The 13,143-nt window shown below is 61.7% G+C and carries 8 protein-coding genes; 6 read left to right on the forward strand and 2 right to left on the reverse strand.

All coding sequences use genetic code 11. From position 1 onward, the window contains the following. Positions 1–15: 15 nt before the first annotated feature. From QN222_RS13815 to QN222_RS13830, 4 genes are all read left to right on the forward strand, one after another. Positions 16–897 (forward strand): uracil-DNA glycosylase, encoded by an 882-nt coding sequence (locus tag QN222_RS13815; RefSeq protein ID WP_283961687.1) that lies wholly within the window; start codon positions 16–18, stop codon positions 895–897. A gap of 138 nt (positions 898–1,035) precedes the next feature. Then, positions 1,036–1,215: a hypothetical protein gene (locus tag QN222_RS13820; protein ID WP_153442090.1), complete on the forward strand. Its 180-nt coding sequence runs from the start codon at positions 1,036–1,038 to the stop codon at positions 1,213–1,215. Positions 1,216–1,275: 60 nt separating this feature from the next. Further along, entirely contained in the window at positions 1,276–1,431 is a 156-nt protein-coding gene (locus QN222_RS13825; RefSeq protein ID WP_283961686.1) for a hypothetical protein, read from the forward strand. A gap of 288 nt (positions 1,432–1,719) precedes the next feature. Continuing rightward, positions 1,720–3,012 (forward strand): MFS transporter, encoded by a 1,293-nt coding sequence (locus tag QN222_RS13830; protein ID WP_283961685.1) that lies wholly within the window; start codon positions 1,720–1,722, stop codon positions 3,010–3,012. 120 nt (positions 3,013–3,132) lie between these two features. Here the strand turns inward: QN222_RS13830 and QN222_RS13835 are convergent, their stop codons facing one another. Next, entirely contained in the window at positions 3,133–4,071 is a 939-nt protein-coding gene (locus QN222_RS13835) for a DMT family transporter (protein WP_283961684.1), read from the reverse strand. A gap of 420 nt (positions 4,072–4,491) precedes the next feature. On the opposite strand from QN222_RS13835, the gene pepN reads away from it, so the two are divergent. Next, positions 4,492–7,140, forward strand: a complete 2,649-nt coding sequence (gene pepN, locus QN222_RS13840) for an aminopeptidase N (RefSeq protein WP_283961683.1) — start codon at positions 4,492–4,494, stop codon at positions 7,138–7,140. Positions 7,141–7,763: 623 nt separating this feature from the next. Further along, positions 7,764–10,097 (forward strand): PAS domain-containing sensor histidine kinase, encoded by a 2,334-nt coding sequence (locus QN222_RS13845; RefSeq protein ID WP_283965865.1) that lies wholly within the window; start codon positions 7,764–7,766, stop codon positions 10,095–10,097. Between the two features lie 63 nt (positions 10,098–10,160). Here the strand turns inward: QN222_RS13845 and QN222_RS13850 are convergent, their stop codons facing one another. Further along, positions 10,161–13,118, reverse strand: a complete 2,958-nt coding sequence (locus tag QN222_RS13850; RefSeq protein WP_283965864.1) for a bifunctional [glutamine synthetase] adenylyltransferase/[glutamine synthetase]-adenylyl-L-tyrosine phosphorylase — start codon at positions 13,116–13,118, stop codon at positions 10,161–10,163. Positions 13,119–13,143: the final 25 nt, after the last annotated feature.

Consider the following 13,143-nt stretch of genomic DNA (forward strand, 5'->3'; position numbering starts at 1 on the left):
TGCTAAATTCGCGTCATGATCCCGGCCAACGACCTTTCCCCTGCACAGCTTGCCGCCCTTCTCGCCTTCCATGCGGATGCAGGCGTCGAATGGCTGCTAGAGGACGAAGCCGTCGACCGGTTCGCAGAATTCGAGGCGATGAAGGCGAAGCGTGCGGAGGCGCGCAGCGCGCCGCAAAGCGGGCCAACAGGCGCCGTGCAAGGGCAAGGTGCAGGAGCGCAGCCAGCGGCCCAGTCCCGCAGTGCCGCTCCTGCGGCACCGGCAGCCTCCCCTCCGTCCGTTGCGATTCCCGACGAGCAAGCCATCAGGGAGGCCCGATTCGCCGCGGAAACAGCGCGCTCGCTGCCGGAACTGAGAACCGCAATGGAGTCCTTCAACCATTGCAACCTCAAGAACAGTGCCCGCAATCTCGTCTTCGCCGAGGGCGATCCCGCTTCCGGGATCATGATCGTCGGACCGATGCCCTATGCGGATGACGATCGCGATGGTCAGCCATTCGCCGGTAGGCTGGGTGAAATGCTCGAGCGCATGCTTTTCGGAATCGGCCTTGCCCGGCAGGATGTGCTGCTGACCAATGTCGTACCCTGGCGTCCGCCCGGAAATCGCGTGCCTTCCGGCCGCGAGGCGGATATCTGCCGACCCTTCATCGAGCGGCAAATCGCACTCGCCGAGCCCAGGCAATTGCTGCTTCTTGGGAACTTCACGGCTCGCTTCTTCTTCGGCGGTGCCGATACGATTCACCAATTGCGCGGGGAATGGCGCGAACTCTCCGCCGGCGGCCACCGCGTTCCGGCACTGGCCACGCTGCACCCCCAGGATCTCGTGACCGCGCCAGTCAACAAGCGTTTTGCCTGGCAGGATCTGCTGGTCTTCAAGGCGAAGATCAACGGCCAGTAAGTGGCGCGCCCAATTCATGAACAGATGGTGAAAAAAGCCATGCGAATTGCGCATGCCAGCGCCGCGTTTTAATGCATTGCAAAATCGATGCTGCATCGCAATATGGACATGTGGGAGGAATGGAAAAGGAAATGAACCATGACTGCCCGCTTTCGTCCGATCCACAGCAGCTTTGAGACGCTCCGCCATGCCGGCGCCGCGCTGCGGACGCCTTTCAACAATTTCGGCACGGCAGCCAACGAGCAGATGACCGCAATCGGTCTTACCCGGACCACGCGCCGCCCGGCACAGATCTACGCCGAATTCATCCAACGCTGATGATCGCGCGGGGCTGCGAGCCCCGCAATCCGCGTTCCCGGATCAGAAAAGGAAAAGATCATGTCCAGGCCGCTTGGCAGCATTCGGGCTCTGCTCGACACGATCTCCGACATCGGCACGGCAGTGCGTGCTTCGCGCGAATATAGCCGCCTGAGCACAATCAAGGACTCGCGGCGCGCTCACCGCGTCCCCGTCAGCCCGCTGCTGCCGAATTAATCCGCCTTCCTGCGTCTTTTCGCCATCGACTGTCGCAATCGACAGCGTCAAAAGACTCCGATAAAGCCACACTCATTCCGATCCGCGGAGTGAGCTGACGAACGTCCGATCGACCGCTCCTTCCAATGCCCCGGGCGTTTCTCCGCAACGGTTGAACACGACACCGGCAATGCCTACAGCGCCGCGCGTCCTATCGGACGCGCAAAGGACGCTGTAGCACCTTGAAATTGTTGCATATTTTTTCCTTAAATCGGGGAGGATCTAAGGAAACATGCAGTAGGAGCGCCAATGCCGGCTAGTCTTGCTTCCGTTTTCAGCCTGATGCTCTCCACCTTGCTGATGATGGTGGCCTTCGGGCTGCAAAGCTACGTCATTCCCGTGCGCTCGGTGGCCGAGAGCTGGTCGACGCTCACCGTCTCGATCTTCGCCACCGGCTACACGCTCGGCTTCACGCTTTCCTGCATCGTCACGCCAAGATTCGTGCTGCGCGTCGGGCATGTCCGCGTCTTCACCGCGCTGATCACGCTGCTCTCGATTGCCATCCTGATGTGCGGGCTCATCGTCGACTGGCGCGCCTGGATCGTCTTCCGGGCGATTTCCGGCTTCGCCATTTCCGGAAGCTATCTCGTCATCGAGAGTTGGCTCAACGAGCGTGTCACAAACGAAAACCGGGGCCTGCTCTTTTCGCTCTACCTCATCACGACGATGGTCGGGACCATCGGCGGCCAATATCTGGTGCCGCTCGGCGATCCCACCAACACCTCGCTGTTCATTCTCTGCGGCGTGCTGTTTTCCCTGGCGCTGCTGCCGACGGCGCTTTCCTCCTCGCCCATGCCGGCGCCGCCAGCACAGGCGAAGTTCGATATTCCGGGCCTGTTCCGCCGCTCGCCGGTCGCCGTCGTCGGCGGGATTCTCGCGGGCGCGCTTTCCGGCGCCTGGCTCAATCTCGGCGGCGTCTTCACCCAGAGGATCGGACTTTCAACCGCCGAGGGGGCCACGCTGCTTGCATCGCTGCTCACGGGCAGCGCGCTCTCGCAGATACCGATCGGCCGCGCCTCCGACCGGATGGACCGGCGCATCGTCATGGTCGCCTGCGGGATCGTCGGCGTCATCTCCTGCCTCGTCATGTCCATTTCAATCGGCCGCAGCCCGGCGATGCTCTATCTCGTTGCCGCCTGCATCGGCAGCGTGCTCTTTCCGATCTATGCGCTCAATGTCGCGCACGCCAACGACCTCGCCCGCCCGAACGAATACGTCGAGATCTCGTCGGGCCTGATGATCACCTATGGCATCGGCACCATCGTTGGACCGTTGATGGTCGGCCCGGTCATGGACCGCTTCGGCCCCGCGGCGCTGTTCATTGTCCTTGCCGTCTACTTCGCGTTTTACGGCGGCTATGCCGCCTGGCGCATTCTCAGGCGCGACCAGCACCAGGGACTAGTCGCCAAGACCGACTTCCAGGCAACCACAGTTCTGCCGACGCCTGGTCCCGACGTGACGAGTCCGATCGCCCAGCAGTCGGATGCCGATGCGCTCATCGGCGACGACACGGTTCCGATTTGGGAGAGGCAGCCGGAATAGGGCTGCTGGATGGGGAAAAGCGTGGGCGGTTTTCCGCCCGCATCCCGCCCTACCTTATTCGATCACGTTTATGAGTTTGGGTCGATTCGACCTAAATCATCGTGATCTGGCGAGCCATCGTCAGCCTTGTGGCGTGACATGCTTGCGGGCGCCCTTGCGCTCCAATCCCAGCTGATGCTCGCGAAAGATGATGAAGATGCCGGCGGAGACAACGATTGCCGTGCCCGCCAACATGATTCGCGTCGGTATGTCACCGAAGAGAAAATAGCCGACAGCAATGCCCAGTATGATCGACGTGTATTCGAACGGGGCGATCGTCGACATGTCGGCGTGACGGTAGCTTTCGGTCAGCAGGATCTGCGCGACGCCACCGCAGAAGCCGGCGACCATCAGTAGCAGAAAGGACGTCCACGACATTGCCGGCCAGCCGAAGGGCAGTGTCGCAAGTGAAAACACCGAGGCCGACAGGGAGAAGTAAAGCACGATCGTGTGCGTTCGCTCGAACTTCACGAGCTTGCGCACGAGCACCATCGCCATCGCTCCAAGCGCCGCAGAAGCCAACACGGCGGCCGCGCCAAGCGCCTCGGACGAGCCGAAATCGCCATTGCGGAACAGCGTCAGCCGAGGCCAGGTGATGATCAGCACCCCCGTAAGCCCGATGACAACCGCGGACCATCGATAGAGCCGCACGGTTTCCCGGAGAAAAACGGCGGCAAAGATGACGGCAAGCAGCGGCATGGCGTAGCCGATCGCGATCGCCTCCGGCAACGGCAGGTGGACAAGCCCATAGAAGCCACAGCTCATGGAAAGAATGCCGACAAAGCCGCGCGCCAGATGTCCGGTCAAGTTGTCGGTTCTGAATGCATCGCGCAATTTGCCGCGAAGGGCCAGGAAACCCAGGATCGGCACCATCGCAAAGGCGGAACGGTAGAAGGTGATTTGACCTGTAGCGATATCGTTGCCCGCGGCCTTGATGCAGGTGGACATGCAAACGAAGATGACGACGGAAAGTACCTTGAGCAGGATTCCCTTCATCGGGCTTTGGATGTCCGCATCCATTAAACGCACTTTTCAAATGCCGCTGGCCACGCGGGAAGAATGTCGGCCTGGGAAGACGCGGCAGAAGAGCCGCAGGAAGGTCACGCTCACTCTAGCGATGCCATGGCGGAATATGGATCAAAATTCTTGATGGAAAGCATTTTTTCTTGATGCGTCCGCCATGGCTGCCCAGGTTCTCCGAGATTTTTTAGCAAGCGCGAAAAAATCCTAGCCGATTTAGTTCTTGTTAGTGACGCTTCTATAAACCACTGATCGATAAGGGAATGGGAAGAATACCGGAGGCCGCAGCTTGCCCATCGGAGTGCGGCCGCCGGCATCACAATCATGTGGCAAAGCTTCGCTTCTCGCTCCTTGGGCTTTTCACCATCACAGGCGCCCTCTACAAATCGACTGTACACGAAGGCGCAAGCGAGACTGATCATGCGGACAAATACGGGCCAGACCATTCATCTGGAAGACTACCGGCCGACCGACTTCGTTCTTGAGAGAGTGGATCTGACCTTCGAGCTCGACCCGCGGGAAACAAAGGTCGAAGCGCGCCTCATTTTCCACCGGCGCGAGGGTGTGAGCCCGGCGGCGCCGCTGGTCCTGGACGGCGACGAATTGCGCATGACCGGCCTGCTGCTCGATCAGGTGGAAATATCGCCAACGCTCTTTGAGGCCACGGACGACACGTTGACGATCCACGGGCTGCCGGAGACGGCTCCTTTCGAGGTCACGGTAACCACCTTGCTCTCGCCCGAGACCAACACCAAGTTGATGGGCCTCTACCGCACCAACAACGTTTACTGCACCCAGTGCGAGGCGGAAGGTTTCCGCCGCATCACCTATTTCCCCGACCGCCCGGATGTGCTCGCCGTCTACACGGTCAACATCATCGCCGACAAGGCAACAGCACCACTGCTGCTCTCGAACGGCAACCACCTCGGCGGCGCCGACATGGGCGACGGCCGCCATTTTGCCGCCTGGTTCGATCCGCACCCGAAGCCGAGCTATCTTTTTGCGCTGGTCGCCGGCGACCTCGGCGTCGTGGAAGATACGTTTACCACGGCCTCCGGTCGTAAGGTCGCGCTCCGGATCTATGTCGAGCATGGCAAGGAGGCTGGCGCCTCCTACGCGATGGACGCATTGAAGCGTTCGATGAAGTGGGACGAGCAGGTTTTCAACCGCGAATACGACCTCGACATCTTCATGATCGTCGCGGTCTCCGACTTCAATATGGGCGCCATGGAGAACAAAGGGCTCAACGTCTTCAACGACAAGTACGTGCTCGCGGACCCGGAAACTGCGACGGACGCGGACTATGCCAATATCGAAGCGATCATCGCGCACGAATATTTCCACAACTGGACGGGCAACCGCATCACCTGCCGCGACTGGTTCCAGCTCTGCCTCAAGGAAGGCCTGACCGTCTACCGCGACCACGAGTTTTCAGCGGACATGCGTTCGCGCGCCGTCAAACGCATCGCCGAGGTGCGTCACCTCAAGTCGGAGCAGTTTCCGGAGGATGCCGGCCCCCTCGCCCATCCGGTCCGACCGACGAAATATCGTGAAATCAACAACTTCTACACGACAACCGTCTACGAGAAGGGCTCCGAGGTGACGCGGATGATCGCCACCATCCTCGGCCGCGACCTCTTCAAGAAAGGCATGGATCTCTATTTCGACCGCCACGATGGCCAGGCGGTGACGATCGAAGATTTCGTCGCCTGCTTCGAGGATGCCAGCGGGCGCAACCTCAAGCAATTTTCGCTCTGGTATCACCAAGCGGGAACACCGCTCGTCACAGCTTCCGGATCCTACGATGCGGAAAAGCAGACATTCTCGCTCTCGCTTGAGCAGACCGTGCCCCCGACGCCGGGGCAAAGCAGCAAGGAACCGATGCATATTCCGCTGCGGCACGGACTCTTGCTGGCGGATGGCAGCGAAGCGAAAGCCGCGACGGTTTCCGGCGCCGACATCACGGAAGATGTCATCCATCTGACCAGCCGCAAGCAGACGGTTTTGTTCACCGGCATTCCGTCGCGCCCCGTGCCCTCCTTGAACCGCGGGTTCTCGGCGCCGATCAACCTCCATATCGAACAGAGCGCCGAGGATCGCGCGCTGATCGCGCGCCACGAGATCGACCTCTTTGCCCGCTGGCAGGCGCTGAATGCCATTGCGCTCGACAATCTCGTTGCGGCGACCGCGCAGGTACGCAACGGCCAACCAGTTACCTGCGACATCGCCCTCGTGAACGGCCTGATTGCTGCGGCGGCGGATGATCGGCTGGAGCCGGCGTTCCGCTCGCAGGCCCTAGCGCTGCCGAGCGAATCCGACATCGCCCGCGAAATCGGCAGCGACAACGACCCGGATGCCATTCACGCCGGCCGTCAACAGATACTGGCCGGTGTCGCCGCAGCTGGACGGGATACGTTCACCCGACTGGCGGACGACATGGCATCGTCAGGCCTCTTCAGCCCGGACGCCACCAGTGCCGGTCGGCGGGCGTTGCGCAACAGCGCTCTTTCCTTCCTCGTCTATGGTGACACGGGCCCGGAAAGGGCGGCGGAGGCAGTCCGTGCTGCCAACAACATGACCGATCTCAGCCTCGCGCTGACCTTGCTTGCACATCGGTTCTCGGACGCGAACGAGACGGCCGAGGCGCTCGCTGCATTCAAGCAGCGCTTTGCGAGCAACGCCCTCGTCATCGACAAATGGTTTGCGATCCAGGCGACGATTCCCGGCTCCGAGACCCTCGATCGCGTCAAGACGCTGATGTCCGACCCGCTGTTCAACGGCAACAACCCAAACCGTGTCCGCTCGCTCGTCGGAACCTTCGCCTTCTCCAACCCGACCGGCTTCAATCGGGCCGATGGCGAAGGCTATCGCTTCCTCGCGCGGCAAATTCTCGACATCGATCCGCGCAATCCGCAGCTCGCGGCGCGCATTCTGACGTCGATGCGCTCCTGGCGTTCGCTGGAGGGAGTTCGCGCCGATCATGCCCGCAACGCGCTTACGGAGATCGCCGGCGCAGCCAACCTCTCCGCGGACGTCAGCGATATCGTCGATCGCATGCTGGAGGCCTGATAGCCCTCCCCTCATCGCAGCTCATGGCGGCTTTGGCTCGAATCGGGCCAACGCCGCCATGAACGATTCCAATGAATTAGAGCCTTTCATGGCTAAGTGGAAACATTCTGCCGGAGCAGATTTTCGTCAGGGCAGAGGCGATTGGCGAGCGTCGTACCCGCACGTACGGCCGAGGCGATCGCCTCTGATCCTGGCGGAAAGATGCCCGGCCCTTCGGGTTGGCTGAAGCGGGCGGCCTGCTTCCTCGGCCGGCTTGGCCGTATGCGTTGGCTACGACGCGCGCCAGCCGAGCAAACATTCCGCTCCGCTTGCGCCAACAGAATTCTTTCCACTTAGCCATGAAAGGCTCTAAAGCTCATCTCACAGGAACGACCGAAGCCGTGATGACAAATCGGCCTGTGATTTTCCAACGATGAGAATTGGTTAAGAAATCTTTACCATTCCCTCTGGACAAGGCGAATCGCCCTGTGATTCATTGAGTCAGATTCGGGCGAGCGGCGCGCCGAATCACTGAGGCAGCCAATCTTCGGCCAATGCTGGGGCGGCTGATGTCTCAGGCCTAGAGGATCAGGCGTCTTCGGCACATTCATTGGGAATGCGGGACGCTTTCGAGGATGACAAGATTGGGAAAGATGGCGGACGCGCGACGGGGAAGCGCAGCCGACGGGCGGTTGCGACTCAAGTTTCCAGGCCTTTCCAGCCTGGAACGGGAGTTCATTGAGCAGGCAAAGCTGTTTGCCGAGCCTGCATCGCAGCGGCTCGCGAGCGCCGAGCCCATTCTCAAACGCTCCATTCCCGTCCTGATCATCGCTTTCCTGATTATCGTGGCCATTTCCCGCATGTCAGGCATCATGGGCGAACACGCCCGGATGGAGGGCAGTTCCCGCCAGGCTGTCAACCTCGCGGCGGCTGCCGCCGCAGCCGCCTTCCAGGTTGATGGCGCGACACTTTTCGCCGACGGCCGGCGATGGGAGGCCGAACAGCGGCTCGGCGAATATCTTCCCGCGGGCACGCTCGACGGCGGCATGTTTCTGCTGACCGTCCGCAAGGACGGACGGATCTTCGCAAGCACGCCGGAGGGCGTTCACTTCATCGGACGCACGCTGGCATCGCTCGCTCCCGACCTCGCCACGCTGCAGTATTACGGTGAACGATCGAGCGTCGTGGAGACGTCAATCGGCGACGTCAACCACCTTGTTGCCTTGACACAGCTCCCCGAAGCCGCCGGCGTCATTCTGGCGGCAATACCGATCGCTGAACTCGAAACGGCGTGGCGCGACGAAGTTTCGCTCAATGTCACCCTGTTTGCAGGCATCTCGGCGATCCTGCTCGTCGTGCTCTATGCCTATTACATCCAGGCAAACCGCGCCCGCGATGCCGATGCCGTTTTCGCCGAATCGAACTTGCGCGTCGAAACCGCGCTCTCGCGCGGCCGCTGCGGCCTGTGGGATTTCGACCTCGCCAACCGGCGGCTGTTCTGGTCGCGGTCGATGTACGAGATGCTCGGCATGCGAGGCGACAGCAGCGTGCTGTCCTTCGGCGACGCTGCGCGGTTGATGCATCCGGAGGAGCGCGGCATTTACAGCGTGGCGCGGGCGATCGCCCGCGATAATGCGCGCCAGATCGACCAGGTGTTCCGGATGCGCCATGCCGACGGCCATTACGTGTGGCTGCGCGCGCGTGCCCAGGTCATTCGCACCGCCTCCGGCCGCACGCACCTGATCGGCATCGCCATGGACGTCACCGAGCAGCACCGCCTTGCCCAGCGCTATGCGGAAGCGGATCAGCGTCTGGCCGACGCCATCGAGTGCACCTCGGAGGCCTTCGTACTCTGGGACAAGCATGACCGCCTGGTCATGTGCAACACCCACTATCAACAGGCCTATCAATTGCCGGATCACGTGCTCGTGCCCGGCACTGAGCGGACAGTCGTCCATGCTGCCGCGGCACGGCCGGTCGTCGAGCGGCGGGTCGCCGATCCGGATCGCAGCAATCACTCGCAGACGAGTGAGGTGCAGCTCGCCGACGAGCGATGGCTCCAGATCAACGAACGCCGCACCCGCGATGGCGGTCTGGTTTCTGTCGGCACCGACATCACGCTGCTCAAGCGCCACCAGGTGCGCCTGCGCGAGTCCGAACGTCGGCTCATGGCAACGATCGGAGACCTTTCGGCATCACGCATCACGCTGGAACAGCAGAAGGCGGAGCTTTCGGTCGCCAATTCCAACTACCAGGCGGAAAAGGAGCGGGCAGAAGCCGCAAACCGGGCCAAGTCCGAGTTTCTGGCGAATATGTCGCATGAATTGCGCACACCGCTGAACGCCATTCTCGGCTTTTCGGAAATCCTGCAGAACCAGATGTTCGGTCCGCTCGGGTCGGAGAAATACCACGAATATTCGCGCGACATCTACGAAAGCGGCAAACACCTGCTCAACGTCATCAACGACATTCTCGACATGTCGAAGATCGAGGCAGGCCACATGCGCATCACGCGCGAGAAGATCGATCTGGCGCCGCTGATCGAAGAGACGCTTCGCTTCACCACCATTCCAGCCGAGCAGAAGAACATCCGCGTCGTTCAGCAGATTTCCTCGGGCCTCACCATGGTCGCCGACCGGCGCGCGATGAAGCAGGTACTGCTGAACCTGCTGTCAAACGCCGTCAAATTCACCAATGAAGGCGGCCGCATCTCCTTGAGAGCCCGCAAGGTCACCGGAGCGGTGACGCTGACGATCGCCGATTCCGGCATTGGCATCCCGAGAGACGCATTGCAGAAGATCGGCCAGCCCTTCGAGCAGGTGCAGAGCCAATACGCCAAGAGCAAGGGCGGTTCCGGCCTCGGGCTTGCGATTTCCCGCTCGCTGACGCGCCTTCACGGCGGAACGATGAAGATTCACTCCACCGAAAACGTCGGCACGATCATATCCGTGCGCATCCCCGATCGCGTCGGCGGCTGAGCCGCTGCCGCCTTCGTCGGCGCGGCTTCTCGCTCGAAGGCCCGGAGAGCGTTGCCCGGAAGATCACTGAGCGACAACGGATTGGAAAATCCCGCGAACCGCCTTGGAGAGGCTCCGGATATCCGCCTCGAGGTGCTTGAGATCCGGATAGTCGCCTGCCCCACAAACGAGATCGACCAGGCCGGCAGGGGCATCCTTCGGATCGAAGTCCCCGTCGATGCAGAGCCGCACGATCTGCGAGACTTCGGTGAAAAGCGTCAACGCGTCGACGGCCACCTCCAGATCATTGGCATTCATCATGGCCGCGCCCAGGCTCTTCAACGCCACAAGCGTGTGCGTACCCGCGGGCGGCGGCGTCACCCCTTTTGCCGGCGCGATCAGCGCAAGGTATTGCGCGACGAACTCGATATCGACGAGACCGCCGGGAATGAGTTTGAAATCCCAGATGTCATTCGGCGGCTTCTCCTTGTCGATCAGATCGCGCATCTCCTCGACATCCTCGCGGACTTTCCCGATGTCACGCTTCTCGGAAAGGACCTCGCCGAAAATCGCCTCCGCCTCGCCGATCAGGCTTTCATCGCCGCAGATGCACCTTGCCCGTGTCAGGGCTAGGTGTTCCCAGGTCCAGGCTTCGGCGCGCTGGTACTTGGCAAAGGCTGTGATGCGGGTTGCAACAGGCCCCTTGTTTCCCGACGGCCGCAAGCGCATGTCGACGTCGTAAAGGATGCCCTCGGCGGTCGGTGCCGAAAGCGCCGCGATCAGCCTCTGCGTCAGCCGGGTGAAATAGCGCACGTGATCGAGCGGCTTGGCGCCGTCGGACTGCCCCGCTTCGCCGTCATAGTCGTAGAGCAGGATAAGATCGACATCGGAGCCGGCCGTCAACTCGTGGCTGCCGAGCTTGCCCATGCCGACAACGGCGACCCGCCCCCCGGGGAAGCGCCCATGCGCCGCGCGGACTTCCTCCATCACCGCATCGAGCGCGGCAGCGATGATGAGGTCGGCGAGGTCGGTGAAGGCGCGCCCTGCCTGGATGCCGGAAATGGCACCTGTCAAAAGCCTGATGCCGATCAGAAAACGCTGTTCGGCAGCGATGATGCGCAGGCGGTCCAGCACCTCCTCGTAGTGACGGCCACCGGCAACGAAATTTGCGATTCTCGGTGCGAGATATTCCCGTGTCGGCAGTTCCGCGAGAAGCCCCGGATCCAGCATGCCGTCGAAGACATGAGGTCTTGCGGCGATGATGTCCGCCAGCCGGGGCGCTGACGACATGATGTTGACGATCAGCGACAGGAGCCTCGGATTGTTGCCGAGCAGCGAGAAAAGCTGGATGCCCGCCGGCAGGCCGGAGATGAAATGGTCGAACCGCAGCAATGCTTCGTCGGCGCGCCGGCTTTCGCCGAACACGCGCAGCAGTTCCGGCGTCAGCTCGGTCAATCGCTCGCGCGCCTCCACCGACTGCGTTGCCCGATAGCGCCCGTAGTGCCATGTGCGGATCGTCCGCGCGATGTCGGACGGGCGTTGGAAGCCAAGCTTCTTCAGGGTTTCCAGCGTGTCCGGATCGTCCTGTTGTCCAGTGAAGACCAGGTTTCCGGTCTCGGTCGAGAGCTTTGCCTCCTGCTCGAAAAGCTGCGCATAGCGCCGTTCGACGGTCCGCAACACACGCGACAGCTCCGTTGAGAAGGAAGCGGCATCCTCGAAACCGAGCATGTAGGCGATCCGCCTGAGCTCTGCCTCCGTCTCCGGCAGGACGTGCGTCTGTTCATCGCGCACCATCTGGATCCGGTGCTCGACATTACGCAGGAACCAATAGGCCTCGATAAGCTCGTCGGCGGTCGACTGATCGATCCACCCTGCCTCCACGAGGGCACGCAGCATCGGCTCCGTCGCGCGCAGCCGAAGTTCGGGCATGCGGCCGCCGGCGATCAATTGCTGGGTCTGGACGAAAAACTCGATCTCGCGGATGCCGCCGCGACCGAGCTTGATGTTGTGACCCTTGACGGCGATTTCGCCATGTCCTTTGTGCGCATGAATCTGCCGCTTGATCGAATGAATGTCGGCAATGGCCGCATAATCCAGGTATTTGCGGAAGACGAAGGGCGTCAGTTCCTTCACGAAGCGCTCGCCCGCCTCCAGATCGCCGGCAACCGGCCGTGCCTTGATGAAGGCGGCGCGCTCCCAGTTCTGTCCCCTGCTCTCGTAGTAGAGCATCGCCGCTTCGATCGAGATTGCGAGCGGCGTCGAACCCGGATCGGGGCGCAGGCGCAGGTCCGTGCGGAAGACATAGCCGTCGCCCGTCCGTTCCTGCAGGATACGAACCAGCCGCCTCAGCAGCCGCGCGAAGATATCCGAAGCGTCATCCCGGTCGACGATGATGCCGGACTGCGGATCATAAAAGATGACGAGGTCGATGTCCGAGGAATAGTTGAGTTCGCACGCGCCGAGCTTGCCCATCCCGAGAACGACGACCCCGGAGCCGTTGCTCGGCGCCGACGGATCCTTCAGTTTGAACTTGCCGCTTTCATGCGCGCCGAGGAGCAGATGATCGATCGCGGCGGCGACGGCGGCCGCCGCGAAATCGCTCAACCAGCGCGTGGTTTCCCGGCCGTCGAAAAGCCGCGACAGATCCGCCAGAGCGACGGCGAAGGCCATCTCGCGTTTTGCTTTGCGAAGTCTGGACATAATCTCAGCGTCCGGCAGTGCGGGCGCCGCTGGCTCGGGTCGCCACGCTGACCGGGCTGCCTCGATCCGGCGCTTCAGGAATTCAGATAAAGGCGTCGCGAGCAGATCTTCGAGGATTGCCGGATTGCTGCCCGTGTTATCCCGCAGAAACGGAGAGAGAGCGAGCGCCGAGACGATGAAGTCCTTGAGCGGCGTATTCGACGCCAGCAGATCCGCGATGCGAGCGTGCTCCTTGGCGACATCCTTCAAAACGGACAGAGCAGCCTTTGCATCCGCCTGGCTCGTCGGACGGATCGGAACCACCTCGATATCGGACAGACGCCGCTTATCCGTTTCCAGCATCGACACATCCTCCCTATCTCATGAC

The organism is Sinorhizobium sp. 6-70, from assembly GCF_030124375.1.
In the GTDB taxonomy this organism is placed as follows: Bacteria; Pseudomonadota; Alphaproteobacteria; order Rhizobiales; family Rhizobiaceae; genus Sinorhizobium.